The organism is Streptomyces sp. TN58 (assembly GCF_001941845.1).
Classification (GTDB): Bacteria; Actinomycetota; Actinomycetes; order Streptomycetales; family Streptomycetaceae; genus Streptomyces.
In genome coordinates this window covers 6,407,244-6,432,502 of the sequence record NZ_CP018870.1, presented here as the reverse complement: position 1 = coordinate 6,432,502, position 25,259 = coordinate 6,407,244, and the positions used below count along the sequence as shown (strand labels likewise).

General features: G+C 75.9%; 13 protein-coding genes. 10 read left to right on the top strand and 3 right to left on the bottom strand.

From position 1 onward, the window contains the following. Positions 1-24: 24 nt before the first annotated feature. Both BSL84_RS28920 and BSL84_RS28915 read right to left on the bottom strand, forming a co-directional pair. On the bottom strand, positions 25-1,026 hold the full coding sequence (locus BSL84_RS28920) for a serine/threonine dehydratase (RefSeq protein ID WP_078849133.1): 1,002 nt from the start codon (positions 1,024-1,026) through the stop codon (positions 25-27). Between the two features lie 14 nt (positions 1,027-1,040). Further along, positions 1,041-1,682 (bottom strand): TetR/AcrR family transcriptional regulator, encoded by a 642-nt coding sequence (locus BSL84_RS28915; protein WP_045323102.1) that lies wholly within the window; start codon positions 1,680-1,682, stop codon positions 1,041-1,043. A gap of 156 nt (positions 1,683-1,838) precedes the next feature. Here BSL84_RS28915 and BSL84_RS28910 point away from each other — a divergent pair, with 156 nt between their 5' ends. The 7 genes from BSL84_RS28910 to BSL84_RS28880 all read left to right on the top strand — a co-directional run bounded on the left by BSL84_RS28910 (position 1,839) and on the right by BSL84_RS28880 (position 11,947). Continuing rightward, positions 1,839-3,527, top strand: coding sequence for a ricin-type beta-trefoil lectin domain protein (locus BSL84_RS28910; protein WP_234363547.1), 1,689 nt, complete (start codon positions 1,839-1,841; stop codon positions 3,525-3,527). 28 nt (positions 3,528-3,555) lie between these two features. Continuing rightward, entirely contained in the window at positions 3,556-5,850 is a 2,295-nt protein-coding gene (locus BSL84_RS28905) for an alpha-N-acetylglucosaminidase (protein WP_079273334.1), read from the top strand. A 394-nt stretch (positions 5,851-6,244) separates the two neighbouring features. Further along, the gene (locus BSL84_RS28900) at positions 6,245-6,595 is read left to right on the top strand and encodes a hypothetical protein (RefSeq protein WP_051873258.1); all 351 of its coding nucleotides are present in this window, start codon (positions 6,245-6,247) and stop codon (positions 6,593-6,595) included. Next, on the top strand, positions 6,588-7,622 hold the full coding sequence (locus tag BSL84_RS28895) for a polyprenyl synthetase family protein (protein WP_030029822.1): 1,035 nt from the start codon (positions 6,588-6,590) through the stop codon (positions 7,620-7,622). The genes BSL84_RS28900 and BSL84_RS28895 overlap by 8 nt, the downstream gene beginning before the upstream one ends. Positions 7,623-7,864: 242 nt before the next feature. Then, positions 7,865-8,980, top strand: a complete 1,116-nt coding sequence (locus BSL84_RS28890; protein WP_051873464.1) for an oxygenase MpaB family protein — start codon at positions 7,865-7,867, stop codon at positions 8,978-8,980. Positions 8,981-9,049: 69 nt separating this feature from the next. Beyond that, positions 9,050-10,639 carry a molybdopterin-dependent oxidoreductase gene (locus tag BSL84_RS28885; protein ID WP_199838758.1) on the top strand — a complete coding sequence of 530 codons (1,590 nt, stop codon included), beginning with the start codon at positions 9,050-9,052 and terminating at the stop codon, positions 10,637-10,639. Between the two features lie 129 nt (positions 10,640-10,768). Then, positions 10,769-11,947 carry a serine hydrolase domain-containing protein gene (locus BSL84_RS28880; RefSeq protein ID WP_051873344.1) on the top strand — a complete coding sequence of 393 codons (1,179 nt, stop codon included), beginning with the start codon at positions 10,769-10,771 and terminating at the stop codon, positions 11,945-11,947. A 31-nt stretch (positions 11,948-11,978) separates the two neighbouring features. Here the strand turns inward: BSL84_RS28880 and BSL84_RS28875 are convergent, their stop codons facing one another. Then, positions 11,979-12,872 carry a LysR family transcriptional regulator gene (locus BSL84_RS28875; protein WP_030031049.1) on the bottom strand — a complete coding sequence of 298 codons (894 nt, stop codon included), beginning with the start codon at positions 12,870-12,872 and terminating at the stop codon, positions 11,979-11,981. Positions 12,873-13,365: 493 nt separating this feature from the next. On the opposite strand from BSL84_RS28875, the gene BSL84_RS28870 reads away from it, so the two are divergent. The 3 genes from BSL84_RS28870 to BSL84_RS28860 are packed head-to-tail and all read left to right on the top strand — an operon-like array spanning position 13,366 to position 25,256. Continuing rightward, positions 13,366-20,289: a type I polyketide synthase gene (locus tag BSL84_RS28870; protein ID WP_234363546.1), complete on the top strand. Its 6,924-nt coding sequence runs from the start codon at positions 13,366-13,368 to the stop codon at positions 20,287-20,289. Further along, positions 20,282-24,946 carry a type I polyketide synthase gene (locus tag BSL84_RS28865; protein WP_159393576.1) on the top strand — a complete coding sequence of 1,555 codons (4,665 nt, stop codon included), beginning with the start codon at positions 20,282-20,284 and terminating at the stop codon, positions 24,944-24,946. The genes BSL84_RS28870 and BSL84_RS28865 overlap by 8 nt, the downstream gene beginning before the upstream one ends. Then, positions 24,936-25,256 (top strand): hypothetical protein, encoded by a 321-nt coding sequence (locus tag BSL84_RS28860; RefSeq protein WP_037663810.1) that lies wholly within the window; start codon positions 24,936-24,938, stop codon positions 25,254-25,256. The genes BSL84_RS28865 and BSL84_RS28860 overlap by 11 nt, the downstream gene beginning before the upstream one ends. Positions 25,257-25,259: the final 3 nt, after the last annotated feature.

Below are 25,259 nucleotides of genomic sequence, written 5' to 3'. Positions count from 1 at the left end.
ACCGCCCGACCGCGGCCCCCGGCTTCAGGCGACGGGGCCGGTCAGGTCCCCGGGGTCGGTGTTGGCCCCGCAGAGGACGACGGCGACCCGCTCCCCCAGCGGCTCCGGCGCGCCGTGGTACGCCGCCAGGGCGGTGGCCGCGCCGGCCTCGACCACGATCCGGTGCTCCTCCCACACGGCGCGCCGCGCGGCCGTGATCGCCTCGTCCGCCACGAGGACCGAGGTGACGTTCTTCTCCTGCGCCGCCGCCAGCGCGTCGGCCGAGACGCGGGTGGCCCCCAGGGAGTCGGCCGCCACCGAGTCCACGGTGACGTCGACGACCCGGCCCGCCTCCAGGGCCGCGTTCAGGGCCCGGCAGTTCTCCGGTTCGGCCGCCACCACCCGTACGCCGTGCTCGCGCGCGGCCGTGGCCACTCCCGCGAACAGTCCGCCGCCGCCCACCGCCACGACCACGGTGTCCAGCCCGGGCAGGGCCTCGCGGATCTCGTCGAGCAGGGTCCCGGCGCCGGCCGCGATGAGCGGGTGGTCGTAGGCGTGGCTGCTGAGCGCGCCGCTCGCGGCGGCGAACTCCTGGCAGGCGGCCTGTGCTTCGGCGTACCGGTCGCCGACGAGGCGGACGCCGGCCCCGTAGCCGCGCAGCCGGTCCACCTTCACGCGGGGGGCGTTGGCGGGCAGGAACACCGTGGCGGGTACGTCGAGCGCACGGGCGGCCCAGGCGCAGGCGAGCCCGGCGTTGCCGCCGGAGGCGATGGTGACGCCGGCGGCCGGGAGGGTGCCGGCCTCGTGGTGGGCGGCGAGGAAGTTGCGGGCGCCGCGCGCCTTGAAGGTGCCGGTGTGCTGGAGGTACTCCAGGGCGTACCAGACGCCGTCGGCCGCGGGAGCCACCGTGACGGGCCGCACCCCGCCGGCGATGCGCGCGGCGGCTGCCCGCACGGCCGCGTAGTCGAGCCGCCGCGGGTGCTGCCGGTGCGGGTGCCCCCCGTGCGGGTGCGGGTGCGTGTCCTGCGCGTTCTGCGGTCGCTTCATGGTCGGTCTCCCCATCAGGTGGCGGGCCGGGCGGCCTGGATCAGCTGGCGCAGGGCGCCGTAGTACACCTCGTGGTCCGTGAGGGCCGGCAGTACGTCGGGCAGTCCGCCGGAGAGCACGGGGAACTCCTCGGGGTCGAGTGCGGCCAGGGCGGCGCGCGAGGCGGAGGTGGCGGCAGCCGGATCCCGGTGGTCGACGAAGGCGGCGCTGCCCAGGGTGAGCAGGTACATGCGGCGGTACGCGCTGATCGCCTCGGTGACGGTCATCCCCGCGGCGACGCTGTCGGCGAGGGCGGGCTCGACGAGGCGGGCCAGCAGCTGCCGCCCGAGCCAGGGCCGGCCGCCGCGCAGCACGAGCAGGCCGGGGTGGGCGGTGAGGAGCAGGTACAGCGCGCGGAAGCGCTGCTCGGTGGCCTCGGCCCAGTCCGTTCCGGCGGGGATCTCGGGGAGCTGTGCGGCCAGGTGCTCGGTGCACAGGTCGAGCAGTCCGGCGAGGTCCGCGCAGCGGCGCTGGACGGTGGCGTGGGAGACGCCGAGCCGGTCGGCGAGGGTGCGGAAGCTGAGGCGCTGCGGCCCCTCCTCGTCGAGGATCCGCAGCGCGGCGGCGGCGATGGCCCCGGGGGTGGCGCGGTCCAGGGCGTCGGAACTCCTCGGCATAAGATACATCGTATCATACGCCGTATCTCCTCTTTCGTGTGACATCGATTGCAGCCATATTGCTGGTCATCAGCCGACAACCAGCGACTTGCGTTGACACTGCGTAGCGGCGTCGCTGCACTGGGCGCACGACTGCCCCCACGTCAAGGAGACCCCGTGCCGCCTCGCCTGCGCGCAACGCTCCCCTGCCTGACCGCGGCCGCCCTGTTCGCCCTCGCGCTCTCCCCCGCCCCGGTGGCGGCCGAGCCCCGGGCGACCTCGGACACCCCGCTCGCGCTCACCCCTCCCATGGGCTGGAACAACTGGGCGCACTACATGTGCGACATCGACGAGGCCAAGGTGGTCGCCAACGCCGACGCCCTCGTCTCGACGGGGCTCGCCGCCAAGGGCTACGACACGGTGACCGTGGACGACTGCTGGATGACCAGGAGCCGGGACGCGCGGGGCAACCTGGTGGTCGACACCGCGAAGTTCCCGCACGGCATGGCCTGGCTGGGCGAGTACCTGCACGCCAAGGGCCTTAAGTTCGGCATCTACCAGGACGCCGGTTCCCTCACGTGCGAGAAGTACCCCGGCAGCGGCGCCCCCGAGGGCGGCGGGCCGGACCACTACGCCCGGGACGCACGGCAGTTCGCGTCCTGGAAGGTCGACTACGTCAAGATGGACGGCTGCAACCTGTGGGTGCCGGAGGGCCGCACGAAGGAGCAGGCCTACCGGGACGCCTACAACGCCGTCGCGAAGGCCCTGCGCGAGAGCGGCCGGGACATGGTCCTGTCGGCCTCCGCCCCCGCCTACTTCCAGCAGGGCGAGTGGGGCGGCTCCGACTGGCACAAGGTGCTCGGCTGGGTCGGCGAGACCGGCCAGCTGTGGCGCGAGGGCAAGGACATCAAGGTCCACAACCCCGCCTCGCCCGCCACCTCGCGGTGGAGTTCGGTGATGGGCAACTACGGCTACAACCGGTGGCTCGGCCGGTACGCGGGCCCCGGCAACTGGAACGACCCCGACTTCCTGATCGCGGGCGCCCCCGGCCTCACGGCGGCCGAGAGCCGCAGCCAGGTGGCCCTCTGGGCCATGATGGCGGCCCCCTTCATCCTGTCCTCCGACGTCTCGAAGCTGACCCCGGCGGGCCTCGACGCCCTCGGCAACACCCGGCTGATCGCCCTGGACCAGGACCCGATGGGCCGCCAGGGCGCCGTGGTCTCCTCCAACGCCACCTTCGAGATCCTGGTCCGCCCGCTCGCGAACGGCGACCGGGCGGTGGCCGTCCTCAACCGCTCGTCGAACACCCGCGACATCAGGGTGCCGCTGGACGAGATCGGCCTGAACGCGTGCACGGCCGATGCGCAGGACCTGTGGAGCGGCGCGCGCACCGAGGTCTCCGACGCGCTGACCGGGAAGCTGGCCGGCCATGACACCGCCGTGTGGCGGCTCAGCCCGCGCGGTTGCGCCGAGGCCGTTCCGACCGGGCAGATCGTCGGTGACGGCGTCCGGTGCGCGGACGGGGCCAACACCAGCGGTGTCGGCGCGGTCGTGATGGCGGGCTGCACCGGGGCCCCCGACCAGCGGTGGTTCCTGGGTGACGACAACCGCCTGCGGCTGGCCGGCGAATGCCTGTCGGCGGGCGAGAACGGCGCCGTGGAGCTGGCCGACTGCGCGCCGCGGCACAGCGGGCAGCCCGGCCAGAGCTGGCACCACCGGCGTGACGGGTCCCTCGTGGAGGAGGCGAGCGGCATGTGCCTGACCGCGCCCGCCCGGGCCGCCACTCCCGACGCCCCGGCCGAGCGGCTGCGGCTGACCCCCTGCGGCGAGCACCGGGTCGACCAGGCCTGGTCCCTGCCGGTCTGACGGCCCGAGCGAACGGATGACGAACCCGATGCCCCGAAGCGGGCGCCGCCTGCCCGGCACCCACCTGCCCGCCATCCGCCCTGTCGCCCGCCCGGTCGCCCTCGCCGCGCTCTGCGCGACGCTGCTGGCCGTGGTCTGCGCGGCCCCCGCGCCCGGAGCCACCGCCCCGGGCGCGGGGTCGTCCGCGCGTGCCGGCGTACGGCTCCTGCCGGGGGCGACCTTCGACACCGCGCCCGCGCGCGCCGCCCTGGAGCGGCTGCTCCCGCGGCACGCCCGCCAGTTCACCCTGGTGGCCGATCCGGCCGCCGGAGCCGACACCTTCACGGTCTCCGGGACCGCCGGCGCGATCACCGTGCGCGGCAGCACCGGGGCCACCCTGCTCACGGGCGTGGGCTGGTACCTCCAGCACGTCGCCGGCGCCGACATCGGCTGGCCCGGCGACAGCATCGGCATACTGCCCGCCCGGCTGCCGGCCGTACCGGCGCCGGTCACCCGCAGTGCGCTGGTCCCGCACCGCTACGCACTCAACGACACCGACGACGGGTACTCGGGCCCGTACCGCACCTTCGAGGAACACCAGCGGCAGATCGACCTGCTGGCCCTGCACGGCATCAACGAGGTGTTCGTGCAGGTCGGCGCGGAGTACCCGTACCACCGGGCGCTCCAGCGCTTCGGGTACTCCGCCGAGGAACTGCGGCAGTGGATCCCCGGACCCGCCCACCAGAGCTGGTGGCTGCTGCAGAACCTCAGCGGCTTCGGCGGCCCGGTCTCCGAGCGGCTGATGCGCGAACGCGCCGAGCTCGGCGGACGGATCGCCGACCAGCTGCGCGGGCTCGGCATGACGCCGGTGCTGCCCGGCTACTTCGGCACCGTGCCGCCCGGCTTCGCCGCCCGCAACGCGGGTGCGGCCACGGTCGCCCAGGGCGACTGGGCGGGCTTCGACCGCCCCGACTGGCTGGATCCCGCCTCGCCCGTCTTCGCGAAGCTGGCCGCCGCCTACTACGCGGAGCAGCGCGCGGTGTTCGGGGACAGCACGATGTACCGGATGAGCCCCCTGCACGAGGGCGGGCAGACCGGCTCCGTCGACGTCGGCGCGGCGGCGGGCGCCATCCAGGCCGCGCTGCACGCCGCGCACCCGGGGGCGCTGTGGGCCGTGCTGGGCTGGCAGGACGACCCGACGCCGGAGCTGCTGGCCGGGGTGGACACCTCCCGGCTGCTGATCCTGGACGGGCTGTCCGACCGGTACAACCGGCTGGACCGCGAGACCCGCTGGGGCGGCGCCCCGTACGCGATGGGCACCATCTACAACTTCGGCGGGCACACGACGGTCGGTGCGAACACCTCGGTGTGGCTCGAACGCTTCGGCCCCTGGCGGGCCAAGGGCAACAGCGCGCTGGCCGGCATCGCCTACCTGCCGGAGGCCACCGGGACCAATCCGGCGGCGTTCGACCTCTTCACCGACCTCGCCTGGGACGCCGGGCCGATCGACCACCGCGCGTGGTTCGCCGGCTTCGCGGCCCGCCGCTACGGCCGCCCCGACGCCGAGGCCGCCGCCGCCTGGGAGGAGCTGCGCAAGGGCCCGTACAGCACCTCCTCGGGGCTGTGGTCGGAGTCGCAGGACAGCCTCTTCAGCGCCCGGCCGAGCCTGTCCGCGGCGGGGGCGGCGCACTGGAGCCCCAAGTCCATGCGCTATCCGGCCGGTTCGGTACGCCGGGCCCTGGACCACCTGCTGAAGGTGGACCCGGCGCTGCGCGGCTCCAGCGCCTACCGCTTCGACCTGGTGGACACCGCGCGGCAGGCCCTCGCCAACCATTCGCGGGTGCTGCTTCCGAGGATCAAGGCGGCCTACGAGGCCAAGGACCTGGCCCGCTTCCGCACGCTGACGGCCGAATGGCAGGACACCATGCGGCTGTTGGACCAGGTGACCGGCTCCGACCCGAACCTGCTCCTCGGGACCTGGCTCGCCAGGGCCCGCTCCCAGGGCGCGGACCGGGCCGAGCAGGACCGGTACGAGTACGACGCCCGCTCGCTGCTGAGCGTGTGGGGCCGGCGGAGCACCAGCGAGGGCGGCTTCCTGCACGACTACGCCAACCGTGAATGGAGCGGTCTGGTCTCGGAGTTGTACGCCCGGCGGTGGGCTGCCTACTTCGCGGCGCTGGACGAGGCGCTGGTCCGCAAGGCCCAGCCGAGGGAGATCGACTGGCACGCCTTCGAGGAGGAGTGGGCCCGGCGGACCACCCGGCACCCGGACCGGCCGGGCGGGGACCCCCACCGGCTGGCCGCGGCGGTGGCGGCGGCCCTTCCTCCGGCGGCCGCCGGCTGACCGCCGGACACCCCTAGGGGGTGTCCGGCGGTCAGGGGCGGACAGCTCGGGCTGTCCGGTGCCGTGGATCGCAAGGCGGAGGAGGGAGTCGACGCGGAGCGTCGGCGACCGACGACAACGCGGCAACGCGCGGTGCCGGACAGCCCGGGCCCGGCCCTGATCCGCCGGACACCCCCTACACCTCAGGCGGCGGTGGTGATCGTCCGTAGCGGTGATGATCACTCTCCCGGTGGAAACTCCGTGCTCGTGCGGGGGAGATCACCGGTCGCGGTTCGCCGCGCGGGGACGGTACTGGGTTGACTGGCTCCGCAGGACCAGGGGCGGCCACCGGAGCGACCGGCGGCCGCCTTCGCCGACACCACGAGGCGCGACGCGACCAGGAGTGCACCCGAGCATGTCCCAGACCGAACACGACCAGACCGCATACCACGGGGAACAGGAACGGCAGCGCCAGGAGCGGCCCGGGGGCGCCGGCGCCGCGGGCGCGTCCCTGGAACTCCTGACGCTGCTCGCCGCCGGAGCGGCCGATCTGGCCCTCGACCACCTGCGGCAGACCGCCGACCGCGCGCAGGACGCGCTACGCCGCGCCGACCTGCGCGAACTGCTCACCGAGGGAGTCGTGGAGCTGCGCAAGCGCGGCGAACTGGCCACCCGCCGGGCGGGCATGGGCAACGAGAACTACCTGGACACCATGGCCCGGCGCGTCGCGGAGCAGACCACCTCCGAGGGCCGCCCCTGTGCATGACCACACCGGCTTCAAGGAACGCATCGACGAGGTGCTGGTCCGGCTGGCCGACGAGGAGGAGCAGGCCCTGCTCGGCCTGCACGCCGAACTCACCCCGCTGTCCGAGCAGTTGCGCCGGTCCCTGGCCCGCGGCAAGCGGATCCGGGCCGCCTTCCTGTACTGGGGGTGGCGGGCGGCCGGCCAGCCGGACTGCGAGGGGGTCATCCGGGCCGCGGCCGCGATGGAACTCGTCCACGCCGCGGCCTGCACCCACGACGACATCATCGACGACAGCCGGATGCGGCACGGGCAGCTCACCGCGCACGCCGCCTTCGCCGCGAACGGGCAGCGCTCCACCGCCCTCGCCATGATCCTCGGCGACCTGCTGATGGGGTACGCCGGGCACGTGTTCACCTCCTGCGGACTGCCCGGGGCCTACCTGGCCCGGACCGTTCCGCTCTGGTCCACCCTGCTGCGCGAGACGATGGCCGGCGAGTTCCTGGAGGTGCTGCGCACCCAGGCGCGTACGGAGCGGGAGCCGCTGGTGGCGGAGTCCCTGGAGGTCGCCCGCTTCAAGACGGCCAAGTACACGGTGGAGCGGCCGCTGCACCTGGGCGCCACTCTCGGCGGTGGCTCCCGTGCCCTGCTGGAGGCCTTCTCCGGCTACGGCCTCCCGCTCGGCGAGGCCTTCCAGCTGCGCGACGACCTGCTCGGGACCTTCGGCGAGCCCGCGCGGACGGGCAAGTCGAACCTGGACGACCTGCGGGACGCCAAACCCACGGCGCTGCTCGCGCTGACCGTGGCGGCGGCCGGACCCGACGACCGCCGGCTGCTCGCGAAGCTGGTCGGCAATCCGGAGCTGGGCGAGGAGGAGGCCTCCTCGGTCCGCGAGCTGATGGAGCGCTGCGGGGCCAGGCAGCAGGTCGAGGCGATGATCCGCGAGCGCATCGGCCGGGCCGGGGCCGCGCTGGACCTCGCGGCGATGCCCGCCGAGGCCCGGTCCGCGCTGAGGGAGCTGGCCGCGACGGCCGCCGACCGCTCCCTGTAGCCGGGCGACCGCGTCCCCCCACCACCGCGCCCCCCCACCACCGCGCCCCCGGCACCGCGCCCCGGCACCGCCCCCTCGCCGGCGCCGCCACCGGGCTCCCGCCGCCGCGGAGGCCGCCCGGGACCGGCCCGGCCGGTCCCGCACCCCACGACACGACAAGGACGACCGACGTGAACGCCAACGCCACCAAGACCGCCCCGGCGCGCACCCGTTACGACCACGCCGCGCTCGACGCCCTGCGCATGCAGGGCGATCCGCTCGCCGACGAGACCGTCGCCGAGATGTTCCGCCGTGAGGAGGTCGGCGACCTCAACACCCTCATGCGGTTCTTCACCACCACCGGCGACAAGCTCCCCGAGCAGCTGCCGCAGTCCGCCCGTTCCTACTTCGAGGCGACCGCCATGCCGCCCAGCTGGGTGGACTGGGACGTGATGGAGCAGGCCCGGCTGTTCTTCATGGACAACGCGGCCCACATCAACACCGGCCTGTCCTTCGCGGCCATGCCCGCGACGTACGCCATCCCCCGGCTGTCCCGGCTGCTCGCCTCGACGCACTCCCTGGCCTACCCCTCGCGGCGGATGGCCAACACCGGGCAGTTCGTCACCTACCTCATGCAGACGAACTCCTTCGCGGAGGGCAGCAAGTTCATTCCCGCCGCGCAGAAGGTGCGGCTGCTGCACGCGGCGGTCCGCCACCACCTGCGCCACGGCGGCCACTGGGACGTCGAGCAGGACGGGCTGCCCATCTGCCAGGAGGACATGATCGGGGGGCAGATCTGCTTCTCCCTCCTCGTCCTCGACGCGATGCACCGGCTCGGCATCCACATGAGCGAGGACGGCGCCGAGGCCTACTTCTACGCCTGGCGGGTCGTGGGCGCCATGCTCGGCTGCGACATGTCGGCGGTACCGCACACCCTCGCCGAGGCCCGCGACTACTGCGACCTCTACCTCCTGCGCAACCTGGGCCCCTCGCCCGAGGGGGTCCGCCTCAACGCCCAGTTGATGCGCATGTACGAGGACGTGGTGCCGGGCACCCTCTTCGACCCGATGGTCCCCGCCACCGTCCGGTTCCTCGTCGGCGACACCATCGGCGACTGGCTGGAGATCCCCCGCACCGCCTGGGACACGGCGGCCAAGGCGGTTCCGGTGTTCCTCGGGCTGCTGGAGACCATCGAGGACAGCAGCCCGTACGCGGAGTGGGCGCTCGACAAGGCGGGCTCGCTGCTCTCGGGCTTCGAGCTGGCCTCGCTGACCCGTGGCCGGGTGATGCACCACGCCATCCCGGCGGAGCTGAAGGACGAGTTCGGGGTGAAGGCGCCGCGCACCGGGCGCTGGGTACCGCCGGCGCCCGTGCACTGACCTGCGTGTGAACGCGCCGCTGCCCCGTGGCTGCGCCCACAGCCCCCGGGCCGGGGGCACACTGGCGGTGTGAGGGCAGATCCGAGCCGTTCCGGGGGGCCGCGCCGAGTGGTGGGCGCCGCCTGCGGGCTCGTCGCCGCGTTCGCCGGCCTCGCCGTGGCCGAGCTGGTCACGGCGGCGGTCCGGCCCGAGGCCTCCCCGGTGGCCGCCGTCGGGGCGGCTGCTGTCGACCTGACGCCGCAGGCGGTCCGGGAGTGGGCCATCGGCCTGTTCGGGACCGCCGACAAGGCGGTGCTGGCGGTCGGCATCGTCGTGGTCCTGGCCGCGGTCGCCGCCGGGGCCGGGCTGCTCGCCGTACGCCGCCCGCCCGCCGGGGTCGCGGTGGCGGGCGGCTTCGGCCTGCTGGGGGCGGCCGCGGCGCTCAGCCGGCCGGCGGGGTCCTGGCAGGACGCGCTGCCCTCCCTCGCAGGCGGCCTGACCGCGGCCGGGGTGCTGGCGCTGCTGGCCACGGCGGCCGCCCGGCCCCGGCCGGCCGGGGCGCCGCCGGGCGGCGCGTGGACGATGGACCGGCGCGGCTTCGGCCGGCTGGTCGTCGGGGTCCTGGCGGTGTCGTCCGCGGCGGGTCTCGCCGGGCGGCGCCTCGGCGCCCACGGCTCGGCCGGGGCGACCGCCTCCCGGGCGGGCCTGGTCCTGCCGCCGCCCGCCGTGCCCGCACCGCCGGTGCCGGCCGGAGCGGACCTGCGGGTGCCCGGGCTGTCCCCGTTCCTCACCCCCGCCCGGGACTTCTACCGGGTGGACACCGCCCTGGTCGTGCCGCGCGTGGACGCCGACTCCTGGCGGCTGCGCATCCACGGCGAGGGGGTGTCGCGGCCCCTGACCCTCGGCCTGCGCGAGCTGCTGGCCCGGCCCCTGGTCGAACACGACGTCACCCTGTGCTGCGTGTCGAACGAGGTCGGGGGCCCGTACGCGGGCAACGCCCGCTGGCTCGGCGTACCCCTGGCGGACCTGCTCCGCGAGGCCGGGGTGCGGCCGCCGTCCCGGGGCGGGCCGGCCGACCAGCTCGTGGCCCGTTCGGTCGACGGCATGACGCTGGGCACGCCCGTCGAGACGGTGATGGACGGCCGGGCGGCGCTGCTGGCCGTGGGGATGAACGGCGAGCCGCTTCCCTTCGCCCACGGCTTCCCCGTCCGGATGGTCGTACCGGGCCTGTACGGCTACGTCTCGGCCTGCAAATGGCTGACCGACCTGCGGCTGACCACCTTCGCCGCGTACGACGCCTACTGGGTGCGCAGGTCCTGGGCGCAGCGGGCCCCGGTCAAGACGCAGTCGAGGATCGACACCCCGCGCCCGTACGCCGCCCTGCGGCCCGGCCCGGTGGCGGTGGCGGGGGTGGCGTGGGCGCAGCACCGGGGGATCCGGCGGGTCGAGGTGCGGGTGGACGGCGGCCCCTGGCAGGAGGCGCGGCTCGGGGCGGCGGACGGCGTCGACACCTGGCGGCAGTGGGTGTGGGAGTGGGAGGCGGCGGCCGGGCCGCACACGCTGGAGGTCCGCGCGACGGACGGGACGGGCGACCTACAGACGGGGGTCCGTACCGGGACGGTGCCGGACGGGGCGACCGGATGGCACGCGGTGGAGGTCCAGGTCCGGGCCCTGGGCTGAGTGCCGGCGGAGGTCACCCGTGCGGTGGTTCCGGCATGCGGCGGCCGGGGCCGGCGGTTAGCGTCCGGGACGGGGCCTGCCGTCGGGAGGCGGGGGGACCTTCGCCTTCGAGCCGCGTGGAGGCACGCCGTGCGACAGTCCAGGACCTTCACGCTCACCTGTCTGGGCGGCCTCATGCTGGCCGCTTCGCTGGCGGGCGGAGCCGCCGCCGGCCCCTCGCCGGTCGCCGGCCCCCAGTGCCCGGTGGGGCAGGTTTCCCGGGGTGGCACGTGCCTGCCGGGTGACACGGAGGAGTTCACCGCGCGGCAGGTGGCGGACGCGCTGAAGAAGTACAAGCTCACCGCGGCGATGGCCGGAGTGTGGGTCGACGGGCAGCGGGTCGCGACCGCCGCGGCCGGGCAGACCATGACGGGCTTTCCGGCGACGGTGGACATGCGGTTCCGCATCGGCTCGGTCGCCATCCCCTATATGACGACCGCGCTGCTCAGGCTGGTCGACGAGGGCAGGGTCACGCTCGACGACAAGCTCTCCCGCTGGCGCCCGGAGCTCCCGCACGCCGACGAGATCACGCTGAGGATGCTGGCGTCCGCCTCCTCCGGATACGCGGACTACGTCACGGACAAGGGCTTCATCGCCGATCTGTACGAGAACCCCTTCCGGCACTGGACCGGCGACGAGCTCGTACGCATCGCGGTCGCCCGGCCGATGGCGCGGCCGCCCGGTTCGGGATTCGCCTACTCGCACGCCAACTGGGTGCTGTTGGGCGACGTCATCTCCAAGGTGGAGGGGCGGCCCCTGGCCGAGGTGATGCGCGAGAGGGTCCTCGAACCGATGGGCCTGACCCGGACCGCCATCTCCTCCAGGGCGGAGATCCCCGCACCGGTGCTGCACGGCTTCGACAACGAGCGGGGCGTGTTCGAGGATTCCACCTACTGGGATCCGTCGTGGACGATGGCGGAGGGGGCGGTGATGACCGGGACGCTGGAGGACATGGCGAAGTCCTTCGCGGCGATCGGCGAGGGGAGGCTGCTGACGCCCGAGTCGCACAAGCTCCAGCTGACGCCCGTCGTCACGGTCAAGGGGGACGCCGCCTTCGCCCTCGGGCTGCCCGTGGTGAACACCTGGCTCCTGCAGAATCCGTCCTTCGCGGGCTACGCGGGCACGGTCGGCTACCTGCCGTCCCGGAAGCTCGCCATCGCGACGGTGGCGACGCAGGGTCTCGGCAGCACCGTCCAGAACGCCGGCACGAACGTGCTCCAGGCGATCGCGGCCCACCTCGCCCCGGAGCACCCCCTCAGCCTGGGCTGAGTCCGTCAGGGCATGTCCCGGCGCGTGCGCGTCAGCGCACGGGCTCGCGGACCGGGGCCTTGTGCCCGGCCTGTGCGATGAAGGCGCGGGCGGCTCGGCTGAGCGGCCGCCGTGCGTGGGCAATGCCCACCGGGCGCAGCAGGGGCGGGGTGAAGGAGCGGATCTCGGCCCGGTCCCCGAAGGCCCTCACCACCACGTCCCGGTACCAGATGAGTGAGCCGCGGCCGTCCGTCACTCCCGTGACCCAGCCGAGGCGTTCGTCGACCTCCAGGGAGGGCACGGGCCGCACCCCGAGGCAGCTGAACATGGCCTCCATCTCGGTGCGCCGGCCGGTTCCCGGGGTGGGCAGCACCATCGGGAGGCCGTCGAGCATGCGCAGCGGGACCGGGTCGGGCAGCCGGGAGCCGGCCGGTGAGATCAGTACCACCTCGCGTTCCTGGATGAAGTGGCTGGAGAGCTCCTGGTCGACGGGCAGGTCGACGAGGGCCAGCTCCGACCGCCCCTGGGTCAGCGCCTCGACCAGCGCCTCCCGGCTGCTGTGCTGCTGGAGGCGTACGTCGACGTTCGGATGTCGTTCGGTGAAGGCGACGATCAGGTCGGCGGCCAGGTCCAGGGCGAGCGTGGGCGTGCTGACGAGCGTGAGCACCGATCCGGTGTCCCTGCCGTGCGAGATCCCGATGTCGTCGATGGCCTCCACCGCGTTGAGCACGGTGCGGGCCAGCCGGACGACCCGGGCCCCCTCCGGTGTGAGGTCCACCCCCCTTCCCCGGCGGGCGAGGAGCTCGACGCCCAGGTCCCGTTCCATGGCCTGGACGGCCCGGGAGAGGGCGGACTGGGCGACGAAGACCGAGGCGGCGGCGCCGGTGATGGACCGGCAGTCCGCGACGGCGACGAGGTACCGGAGCTGCGCGAGGGTGGGCGTCATGACCGGACGGTAACCTCGCGGGGCCGTACCCGTAAGGGCCCGTCCCGTGAACAACTTCCCGAAGTGGGCGTGCCGTCCATGCCCGGGGGGCGGCCACGCATACCGGTGCGGCATGCCCCCGCGTTCGCGGCACGTCGGCCCGGGCGGTGGTCCGGCCCCGACGGGTCTCTGATCGCCGCAGGTCACCGGCTCGGCGGGGGCGGGGCGTAGGCCCGGGGGCGGAGCACGCGGGGCGGTCCCGGGGTGCCGATAATGCGAACTGCCTTACTCCGCATGGTTGTTGACAGTGCACAGCGGGCCCCGCACGATGCATCGCGGCGCCCGGGGATTTGACCGTTGTTCAACCCTTCGCGCCACCCGGCCGTGCCGCCCCGCCCGCCCGATCGCCGCCCGCAGCCCGCCGCCCGCGGTTCGCCGTCCGCCGGCTCGTTCGTTCTCCCGTTCTTCCGTCCTGCCATGCGTCATGTCACACAGCACTGGAAGAGGAGCGCTTGTGATACCCCACCCCCCACAGCCCCCTGCCGCACGCGACCTGGTCGTCGCGGTCTCCCCCTTCGAGGAGCCCGGCCCGGCGATCGTCACCGCCGCCGAACGGGCCGGGGCCCTCGGGCTGCTCGATCTCGGGCGGGACGCGGACGCCGCCCGACGCGCGCTCGCCGAGACGGGCCGCCGGCTCGGCAGTGCCTCCGGCGCCCCCGGCGCGAGCGCGGGCCGGCACGGGGTGCGGATCCCCGCCCACTGCCCCCTCGGCCCCGGGGACCTCCCCGCGCAGGTGGACACGGTGCTGCTCGCCGACCCCGCGTCGTTCACGCCCGGGCAGGTGGCCGCCTGGGCCGCCGCGGCGGGCCGGCCCCGCGTCTGGGCGGAGGTCACCGGCCCGGCGGAGGCCGCCGCCGCCGCGGCGGCGGGCGCGCTCTCGCTCGTCGCCAAGGGGCACGAGGCCGGCGGCCGGGTCGGCGGGAGCACCACCTTCGTACTGCTCCAGCAGCTCCTCGGGGATCCCGCGATCGCGGTGCCCGTGCTGGCGCTCGGCGGGATCGGGCCGCACACGGCGGCCGCCGCCGTCGCGGGCGGGGCCGCCGGGGTACTGCTCGACGTACAACTGGCCCTGACCGTCGAGGGCGAGGCCGATCTGCCGTACGAGGTGGCCTCGGCGCTGCGGTCGATGGACGGGTCACAGACCCGGCTCCTGGACGGGCACCGGGTGTTCGCACGCCCCGACCTGACCCCGCCCGAGGGGGCGGTACCCGCCCTGCTCGGCGCCCGGAACCTGCGCACGCAGCTCCTGCCCGTCGGGCAGGACGGCGCCTTCGCGGCCCGGCTGGCCGCCCGCCACCGCAGCACCGGGGGCGTGCTGCGAGCCGTACGGGAAGCCGTGACCGGGCATCTGGCGGACGCCGTGCGGGCCGCGCCCCTCCGGCAGCCGCTGCCCGTCGCGCAGGGACCGATGACCCGGGTGAGCGACCGTCCGGCCTTCGCCGAGGCGGTCGCCGCCGCGGGCGGAGTCCCCTACCTCGCGCTGGCCGTGACGCCGGGCGCGGACGTACGCCGGCTCCTCGCCGAGACCGCCGAGCGGCTCGGCGACCTCCCGTGGGGCGTGGGCCTGCTCGGCTTCGCCCCGCCCGAGCTGCGGCGGGAGCAGCTCGCGGCCGTGGCCGAGGCCCGCCCCCCGTACGCGGTCATCGCCGGCGGCACCCCGGCGCAGGCCGCCCCGCTGGAGGCGGCCGGAATCCGCACGCACCTGCACGTGCCCTCACCGGGCCTGCTGGAGCGGTGTCTGGCGGAAGGGGCGCGGCGGTTCGTCTTCGAGGGCCTGGAGTGCGGCGGGCATGTCGGACCGCGTGCCTCCTTCCCCCTCTGGGACGAGCAGATCGAGCTGCTGCTGCGCTCCTGCCCCGACCCGGCCGCCCTGGACGTGCTGCTCGCGGGCGGCATCCACGACGAGCGGTCCGCCGCGATGGCGGTGGCGGCCGCGGCCCCGCTGGCCGCGCGGGGAGCGCGGGTCGGGGTGCTGATGGGTACCGCGTACCTGTTCACCGAGGAGGCCGTGGCGGCGGGCGCGGTACTGCCCGGCTTCCAGCGGACGGCGGTGGAGTGCACGGACACCGTGCTGCTGCACACCGCGCCCGGGCACGCCACCCGCTGTGCGTCCACCCCGTACGCCGCGACGTTCGAGGCGACCCGGCGGCGGCTCGCCGAGAGCGGAGCCGAACCGCGCGAGATGTGGGAGGAGCTGGAGCGGCTCAACCTGGGCCGGCTGCGGATCGCGAGCAAGGGCCTGCGGCGGCCGCCCGGCGGCGGCGAACCGCACCCCGTGTCGGAGGAACTGCAGGCTTCGGACGGGCTGTTCATGCTCGGCCAGGCGGCGGCCCTGCGCACGCGGACCACCACGGTCGCCGAGCTGCACGGCCAGGTCACCGAGGGCGCCGCCGCGTGGCTGGAACGGCGGGCCGGGGAACTGTCCGCGGGTGGCGGACCGCGGGCGGAGGCGGACCCCCTCGACATCGCCGTCGTGGGCATGGCCTGCGCGTACCCGGGCGCGCCGGACCTCGCCGCCTACTGGGCGATGGTCCTCTCCGGGACGGACGCGGTCACCGAGGTGCCGGCGGAACGCTGGGACCCGGCGCTCTACTACGACGCCGATCCGGCCCGGGCCGGGGAGCGCACGCCCTCCCGCTGGGGCGGCTTCCTCGCCCCCGTGCCCTTCGACGCGCTCGCGCACGGCATCCCGCCCGCCTCCCTGCCGGCGATCGAGCCGGTGCAGCTGCTGGCCCTGGAGATCTCCGCGCGGGCCCTCGACGACGCCGGCTACGGAAGAGACCGCGCCTTCGACCGCTCCCGGACGTCGGTGGTCTTCGGCGCGGAGGCCGGCACCGAACTGGCCGGCGCCTACGGGCTGCGCGCCCTGTACCCCGCCTACCTCGGGGGCCTCCCGGCCGGGCTGGACGAGCAGCTGCCGAGACTCACCGAGGACTCCTTCCCCGGGATCCTCGCCAACGTCATCGCCGGCCGGGTCGCCAACCGGCTCGACCTCGGCGGCGCGAACTGCACCGTCGACGCCGCCTGCGCCTCCTCCCTCGCCGCGCTCGACCTCGCCTGCCGCCAACTGCGCGACGGGGACAGTGACATGGTGCTGTGCGGCGGAGCCGACGTGCACAACGGCATCAACGACTACCTGATGTTCGCGTCCGTCCGCGCGCTGTCCCCCGGCGGCCGCTGCCGGCCCTTCGACACCGCCGCCGACGGGATCGCCCTCGGCGAGGGCGTCGGCGCCGTGGTGCTGAAGCGGCTGGCGGACGCCGAACGCGACGGCGACCGGGTCTACGCCGTGGTCAAGGCGGTGGGAGCCGCCAGTGACGGCAGGTCCCTGGGGCTGACCGCCCCGCGCCCCGAGGGCCAGCGGCGGGCCCTGGAACGGGCGTACGCCCGAGCGGGCGTCACTCCGGCCGACGTCGGTCTCGTCGAAGCGCACGGCACCGGCACCGTGGTGGGCGACAGCACCGAACTGACCGTGCTGGGCGACCTGTTCACCGCATCGGGGGCCACCGCCGGGGCCTGCGCGCTGGGTTCGGTCAAGTCACAGGTCGGGCACACCAAATGCGCGGCCGGACTGGCCGGGCTGATCAAGGCCGCCCGGGCCGTGCACGCGGGCGTCCGCCCGCCCACCCTCCACATCGACACCCCGAACCCGGCCTGGCGGCCGGAGAGCAGCCCCTTCTCCTTCGACACCGAGGCCCGGCCCTGGGCCGTGCCCGCGCGGCGCCGTGTCGCTGGGGTGAGCGCCTTCGGCTTCGGCGGTACCAACTACCACGCGGTGCTGGCCGGGTACGGGGGCGCGGACGAGCCCCGGCACGGGCTGGAGGAGTGGCCGGCCGAGGTGTTCTGCTTCCGCGGCACGGACCGGCGGTCGGCGGCCCGCGCGATGGCGCGGCTCGCGGCGCGCCTGGAGCAGAACGACACGGCCGGGCGGCCGTGGGCCCTGCGGGACCTCGCGGCGGAGACGGCCTCCGACGGGACCGGCCCGGTGGCGGTGGCCGTCGTGGCCTCCGGCCTGGACGAGCTGGCGGCCCGGCTGGAACGGGCCCGGTCCTTCACTCCGGGCGACGGGGTCCACGTAAGGCCGGAGGGAGCGGAGCCGGGCGGCGTGGCGTTCCTCTTCCCCGGCCAGGGCAGCCAGCGCCCCGGCATGCTGGGCGGGTTGTTCACCTCCTTCCCCGCGCTGCGCGGCCTGCTGGAGACCGCTCCGCCGGAAGTGGTGTCGGCCATGTTCCCGCCGGCCGCGTTCACCGCCGAGGGGCGGGCCGCGCAGCGGGCCGCGGTCACCGACACCCGGGTGGCCCAGCCGGCCCTCGGCCTGGCGGGAGCGGCGGCGCACCTGCTGCTCGGCCGGCTCGGCGTACGGCCGGACTGCGTGGCGGGGCACTCGTACGGGGAGCTCACCGCTCTGTGGGCGGCCGGGGCCTACGACATGCCGAGCCTGCTGCGGCTGAGCGAGCGGCGCGCCACGGCGATCCTGGCGGCGGCGGGTGCGGATCCGGGGGCGATGGCGGCGGTGTCGGCCGCGCCGCGGGAGGTACGGGATCTCGCCGCCCGGTCCGGCTGCGTGGTCGCGAACCACAACGCGCCCCGGCAGTGCGTGATCTCCGGCCCTTCGGCGGGCGTCGCCGCGGCGGTGGCCGCGCTACGGGAGGCAGGGCTGTCGGCGGAGCCGATCCCGGTGGCCTGCGCGTTCCACAGCGAGGTGGTGGCGGGGGCGGCGTCCGCGCTGGCCGCCGAGCTGGAGGAGACGGCGGTGACCGCTCCGGGCGTCCCGGTCTGGTCGAACACGACGGCCGACCGGTATCCGGCGACGGCCGAAGGCGTACGGGGCCTTGCCGCACGCCAGGTCGCGGAGCCGGTCCGCTTCGTGGAGCAGGTGGAGGCCATGTACGCGGCCGGTGTGCGCACCTTCGTGGAGGCGGGGCCCGGCCGGGTCCTGACCGCACTCGTCGGCCGGATCCTGAGCGAGCGCCCCCACACGGTGGTGCCGCTCGACGTGCCGGGCGAGCACGGCCTGGTGCGGCTGGTCACGGCACTGGCCGAACTGGCGGCTGCGGGCGTGCCGGTGGAGCCGGACGCGCTGTTCCGGGGGCGCACCTCGCGCCTGCCCGACCTGCCTCCGCGCCGGCCGGGCTGGCTGGTCGACGGCCACCTGGTCCGCGCGTCGGACGGCACCCCGGTCCCGGGCGGCCTCCGCCCGGCCCGACGCGTCCACACCCATCCGGCCGAGGAGAAGCAGAAGGAGACGGCGATGGCCGATGAGAGGAAGAGCCCGGGCCGCGAGGAGGCGGTGCTGGAGTACCTGCGCGGGACCCGCGCCCTGGTCGAGTCCCAGCGCGACATCCTGCTCGCCTACCTGGGCTCCGCGGGGCCCGCCGACGGGCAAGGCGGTGCCGGTGGGCGTACCGCCGCCGGACGCACCGCCGAAGGCGCCGCGACGGGCGCCGCGTCAGCCACCGCGGCAGGCGCCACCGCCGGGCTCTCCGGCGCCGGGCACCGTTCGGCGCCCCACCCCGCTCCGTCCCCCGCCATGTCCCCCGCCATGTCCCCCGCCATGTCCCCTGACCCGCCCCCCTCCGTCCGCTCCGCCGAAGACGTCATGGACGTGGTCCTGGGGATCGTCCACACCCGGACCGGCTACCCCCTGGACATGCTCGACCCCGAACTGGACCTGGAGGCCGACCTCTCCATCGACTCCATCAAGCGCGTGGAGATCATCGGAGCCCTCGCCGACCGGATCGGCCTCCCCCAGGACCCGGGCGGCTCCGCCGAGTCCGCGGTCGAGGAGCTGTCCCGGATCAAAACCCTGCGCGCGATCGTGGACTGGGTCGTGGCCCACGCCCCCGGCGCCCCGACCGCCGAGCCGCACCCCAGCGCACCGGCGCCGGCAACGGCCCCCGCGGCGGCCCCGACGCCGGCCTGGGATCCGGAGCCGGCCGGCCGCGTCCCGTCCGTCGCCCGGCTCCGTGTCGACCTGTCCCCCGTCCCGCCCCCCGACGGCGACCCGGCGTCCCTGGCGGGCCTGCGGATCGGGATCGTGGAGGACGACCAGGGGCTCGCGCCCGCGGTCGCCGCCGCCTTGGAGGCCGTGGGCGCCGAGCCGCGCGTCCTGCGGGCGGCCGGGGCCGGGCTCGACGGGGTCGTGGACCTGTCCTCGCTGCGGGCAGGCGCCGAGCCGGTTCTGCCCGAAGCCTTCCCGAGCCTGCGCGACGCCCTGACCGGCGGGATCCCCCGGCTGCTGCTCGTCGCCGCCTCGGGCGGCCCCGGCGGCGCCGGCCTGCACGGCTTCGCCCGCAGCGCCGCACTCGAATTCCCCGCCGCACTGGTGCGCTCGGTGGACGTCCACCCCAAGGAGGACCCGGAGCGCGTCGCCTCGCAGCTCGTCGCCGAACTCGCCTCGGCCGGCCCGGACGGCCCCGCCTCCGTCGGCTACACCCCCGAGGGGGCCCGCGTCGCCCGCCGCCCGGTGCCCGCTCCCCTGCCCGCCGCCGACGGCCCCGGCCCCCGGCCCGCCCTCCTGGACTCGGGCTCGGTCGTCCTCCTCACCGGCGGGGCCCGCGGGATCACCGCCCGCACCGCGCTCGCCCTGGCCCGCGCCACCGGATGCCACATCGAACTCGTCGGGCGCACCCCCCTGTCCTCCACCGCCGGGGAAGCCTTCGGACAGGCCCAGGACCGCGTCGCCCTGCGCGCCGCCCTGATCGCCTCCGGCCTGCGCAAGCCCGCCGAGATCGAGGCCGCGGCCTCCCGGGTGCTCGCCGAGCGGGAGGTACGGGCCTCCCTCGACGTCCTCGCCGACGCGGCGGCCTCCGTCCGCTACCACTGCGCGGACGTCACCGACGAGCGCGCCGTACGGGCGGTCGTGGCCGACGTACGGGAGCGCCACGGACGGCTCGACGGCATCGTGCACGGCGCCGGCGTCCTGCGCGACGGGCTGCTGCGCGACAAGCGGCCGGCGGACTTCGCCGAGGTGTTCGCCGCCAAGGTGTCCGGCGCCCGACACCTGGCCGCCGCGGCCGCCGAGCACGGATCGTGCCCCGCGCCCCGTTTCCTCGCCCTGTTCGGGAGCGTCGCGGGGGTGTACGGGAACCGCGGGCAGAGCGACTACGCCTCCGCCAACGACGCCCTCGCGGTCCTCGCGCACAGCTGGGCGGAGTCCTTCCCCGGGCGGGTGCTGTGCATCGACTGGGGGCCCTGGGCGGCCGAGGCGGGCGGGATGGTCACCCCCGAGCTGGAGCGCGCCTACGCCCGGCGTGGTGTCCCGCTCCTCGCGCCGGACGCGGGCACGTCCGCGTTCCTCGACGAGCTGGCCCGCGGGGCCGACGTACAGGTCGTCCTGATGGCAGCGGCGCCGGCCGAGGGGGGCGGCGGTGAGTGAGCGACGGAGCGCGGGCCCCCGCCCCACCGACGCCGCGATCGTCGGGATGGGCGCGGTCTTCCCCGGGGCCGCGGACCTGGCCGCCTACCGCCGCAATCTCTTCGCCGGTACGGACTGCATCGGCGAGGTCCCGCCCGAACGCTGGGATCCGGACGTCTACTTCGACCCGGACGCGGCCACCGGACCGGCGGCCGGCGACCGCTTCTACTGCCGGCGCGGCGGCTTCGTCGACGGCCTCGCCGTCTTCGACCCGGTGCGGTTCGGGATCATGCCGGCCGCGGTGGAGGGTGCCGAGCCGGACCAGATGCTGGCCCTGCACGCGGCAGCCGAGGCGATCGCCGACGCGGGGGGCGAGGACCGGCTGCCGGCCGACCGCTCGCGCGTCGGGGTGGTGCTGGGCCGGGGCGGGTTCATGGGAGTGGCCACCGCCAGGCTCGACCAACGGGTGCGCACGGCACACCAGTTGGCGCAGACCCTGCGGGAGCTGGCGCCGGAGCTGGGCGAGCGGCGCATCGCGGCCGTGCGTGCGGCGTTCCAGGACGCGCTGGGTCCCGAACGGCCCGACGCGTCGATCGGGCTGGTCCCCAGCTTCACGGCGGCCCGCACCGCCAACCGGCTGGACCTGCGCGGCCCCGCCTACACCCTCGACGCCGCCTGCGCCTCCTCCCTGCTGGCGGTGGACCAGGCCGTGGGACTGCTGGCGGCCGGGCGCTGCGACGCCGTGGTCGCGGGGGCGGTGCACCACTGCCACATCGCGACGCTGTGGAGCGTCTTCACCCAGCTGCGGGCGCTCAGCCCGAGCGAACGCATCCGGCCCTTCGACCGCCGGGCCGACGGGACCCTGTTGTCCGAGGGCACGGGCGTGGTCCTCCTCAAGCGGCTGGCGGACGCCGAGCGGGACGGCGACCGCGTGTACGCGGTGGTCCGCGGGACGGGCGTGGCCGGGGACGGCCGCGCGGCGAGCCTGATGAGCCCGCTGGTCGCGGGCCAGGTAGGTGCGCTGGAGCGGGCCTGGCGGGAGGCCGGCCTGGACCCGCGGGAGGCGGGCGCGCTGGGGCTGCTGGAGGCGCACGGCACGGGCACACCGGTGGGTGACGCCGCCGAACTGGCAACCCTGGCAGAGGTGTTCGGCCCTCCCGGGCCGGAGGGGCCGCCCGGATCGGACGGGCCCGGGATCGGCTTCGGTTCGGTGAAGTCGATGCTCGGCCACACCATGCAGGCCTCCGGCATGGCCGGCCTGATCAAGGCCGCTCTCGCGGTGCACGAGGGGGTGCTGCCGCCGACGCTGCACCTGGAGGAGCCGCACCCGGACCTGGCCCGGACCCGGATGCGGCCGGTGACCGCGGCGCAGCCGTGGGAGCCGGGTCCGGCGCCCCGCCGGGCCGGGGTCAACGCCTTCGGCTTCGGCGGGATCAACGCCCACGTGGTGCTGGAGGAGTCCCCGGCGGCCGTCCGGCCCCGGCTGCCGGTCCGGCGGTTCCTGCCCCTGGGCGGAGCCGCCGCGCCGGCGGGCCCTGGCACGCCCGGCGACGTACTCCTGATCGGCGCGGACAGCGCGGCGGAACTGGTGGAGCGGCTGGCTGCCGCCTCCCCGGTGTCCGGGGGCGAGGGGCCCTGCCGGGTCGCGATCGTCGGGCCGACACCGCAGCGGCTCGCGCTGGCGGCGAAGGCGGTGGCGCGCGGCCGCCCGTGGCGGGGCCGCGGCGACGTGTGGTTCGCGCCGCGGCCGCTGGGCGGCCGGGCGGCGTTCCTGTTCCCCGGTCTGGAGCCGGAGTTCGCGCCCGTCGTCGACGACGTCGCGGCACGGCTGGCGCTGGCGCCGCCCCGGCTCACCCGCGGGGAGTCGCTGGTGGAGCGGGCCCTGGACGCGATCGGGACCGGCCGCTTCTTCGCCCGGGTCCTGCCGGCCCTCGGCGTCGAGGCCGACGTGCTGGCGGGCCACAGCCTGGGCGAGTGGGCGGCGATGGTGGCCGCCGGCATGTATCCGCAGGAGGCGGCCGACACCTTCCTGGACTCGCTCCGCCCGGACGACCTGCGGGTCCCCGACCTCGTGTACGCGGCGCTCGGGTGCGGCGCGGCGCGGGCGCGGGCCGCGCTGCACGGCATGGACCGGGTGGTGGTCAGCCATGACAACTGCCCGCACCAGTCGGTGGTCTGCGGCGATCCGGAGCAGGTGGCGGCCGTGGTGGCCCGTCTGCGCGCCGACGGGGTCCTCGGGCAGGAGCTGCCGTTCCGTTCGGGCTTCCACACCCCCATGTGGGAGCCGTACCTCGGCCAGGTCCGGGCGGCCTTCGACCGGCTGCCGCCGGGGCCCGGCTCGCTCCCGGTGTGGTCGGCGACGACGTGCGCGCCGTTCCCGTCGGCCCCGGAGGACGTCCGCTCCCTGGTGGTGCGTCACCTGCTGGAGCCGGTCCGCTTCCGCGAACTCGTCACGGCCCTGTACGAGGAGGAGGGCGTGCGGACCTTCGTCACCCTGGGCCCGGGGAGCCTGCCGGGCTTCGTCGAGGACACCCTCCGCGACCGCCCCCACCTGTCGGTGTCGGCCTCCTCGCCCCGGCTGAGCGGGCTCGCGGCCCTCGACCGCGCCCGCGCCGCCCTCTGGACGGAGGGCCGCGCGCCGTTCCCCGCGGGGGGCTCGGCGGGGTCCCGGGCCGGTGCCGCAGCCGGGATCGGGGCACCGAAGGGCGGGGGCGGGCAGAGCCCGTTGGGCGCCGGCCAGGGGCGTACCGTTCCGCTGGACCTCGGGTCGCCCCTCGTACGGCTGGGCGGCCCGGCCCGGGCCTCCCTGGCCGGACTCCTCACCCCGGCTCCGGCGGCCCCGCCCGCGGACCGGCCGGTGCTGCTGTCCGCGCTGGACGCGGTCCTGGCCGACACCGACGCGGCCGCCCGTGCCGTGGCCGAGGCCTGGGCCGAGACGGGCGCGGCCGCCGAGCCGGGACCGGGCCGGAGGCCCGAACCGGAGGCGGAGACCCCCGGCACGGGGCTGAACCCCGCGCCTGAGCGGGTGACCGGGCCGGGAGCGGGGCCGGGCCCCGGGGCGGGCGTCGGCGGGACGCGGACGCTGCGGCTCTCCCTCGCCGCGCTGCCCTACGTCCGCGACCACTGCGTGTACCTGCAGCCCGACGGCTGGGCGGAGGACTCCGACCGGTTCCCCGTGGTGCCCATGACCACCATGCTGGAGCTGGCGGCCGACGCCGCCCGGCGGTACGCCCCGGCCAGCCTCGCCGTCGTCGGCTTCGAGGACGTACGGGCCCTGCGCTGGCTCGCCGTCGAGCCGGCCGTCGACGTCCGGGTCTCCGTCCGCCCGGACGGGCCCGGCCGGGTGCGCGTCACGCTCGGCGCATACGCCTCGGTGGTCGTGCTCTTCGCCGACCGGTACGGGGCGCCGCCCTCCCCCGACGGCACGCCGCTGCGCGACGCCGGGCCGGCCCCCGTGAGCGCGGCGGCTCTCTACCGCGACCGGTGGATGTTCCACGGTCCGCGTTTCGCCGGGGTGCACGAGGTCCGGACGGTCGGCTCGGACGGCATCCAGGGCGTGCTGCGGGCCCTGCCCGACCCGGGTGCGCTCCTCGACGCCGCCGGGCAGCTCTTCGGGCACTGGATGCAGCTGCGGCTCCCGGTGGACCGGCTGGTGTTCCCGGCCGCCGTGGACCGCGTCCGGTTCCACGGGGCGCCTCCGGCGCCCCAGGAGCTGGTGTCCGCGACCGCCCGGATCCGTGCCGTGGAGGACGTCACCGTACGGGGGGACGTCGAGCTGTGCCGGCCCGGCGGGGAGGTGTGGGCCCGGATCGAGGGGTGGACGTACCGTCGCTTCGGCGCCGACGAGCGGGTCTGGCCGATGAAGTTCACCCCGGAGGTCTGTGGCATCGGCGAGCCCCGGCCGGAGGGCTGGTGCCTGGCGCGGCGCCGCTGGAGCGATCCCGCCTCGCAGGAGCTGGTGATGCGCCGGTACCTGGGCGCCGCCGAGCGGGAGGTGTACGAGCGGCTCACGCCGCGGGCCCGGGCGCCCTGGCTGCTGGGCCGGATCGCGGCCAAGGACGCGCTGCGCGGGCTGCTCTGGGACGCCGGTGCCGGGCCGGTGTTCCCGGCCGAGGTGCCGGTCGGCAGCGATCCGGCCGGCAGGCCGGTGGCCGAAGGGCCGTTGACCCGCGGCTTCCGGTTGTCGATCTCCCACAAGGACCGGATCGCGGTCGCCCTCGCCCACCCCGGCGGCCGCCCGGTCGGCATCGACGTCGAATCGGTGACCGCGGACCCCGACGCGCTGGTCCGGATCGCCCTCGTACCGGGCGAACTCCGCCTCGCCGAAAGGCTCGCCGAACGCCTGGCCGGACAGCACGCCGAACGGCCCGCCGCGCACGGGCACTCCGCCGCCCTCACCGCGCTGTGGTGCGCCAAGGAGGCCGCGGCGAAGGCGGCCGGCACCGGGCTGGGCGGCCGCCCCCGCGACTGGCGGGTGGCCGGCGAACCGGATCCCGGCGGGCTGGTCGTGACGTCTCCCGACGGCACCGCGTACCCGGTCCGCACCACCATGCTTCCCGGCTCCCCCGCCCCGCTCGCCGACACCGCGCCCGACCACGTCGTCGCCTGGACCCCCCGCCCCCCGGCGGCGCCGCCCGCCGCCCCCTTCCACCTCACGGAGACCCGCCATGGCACCTGACATCCTCGCCGAGATCACCGGCATGCTCGTGGAGATCGTCGGCGACGAGTACCTCCTCGCGGAGGAGGTCACGATGAAGACGACGTTCAACGAGGACCTCGCCCTGGAGAGCGTGGAGTTCGTCGCCCTCGCCGAGTTGCTCCACCATCGCTACGGCGCCGACGTGGACCTGATGGGCTTCCTCGCGGAGAAGGACATGGATGCCATCCTGGCCATGTCCGTCGGCGAACTCGTCTCCCACATCGGCCGGGTCACCCAGGCGTCCCTGGCGCGGGTGGCGGCGGGCGGCCCGTCCGCGACAGCGGGCTGAGCG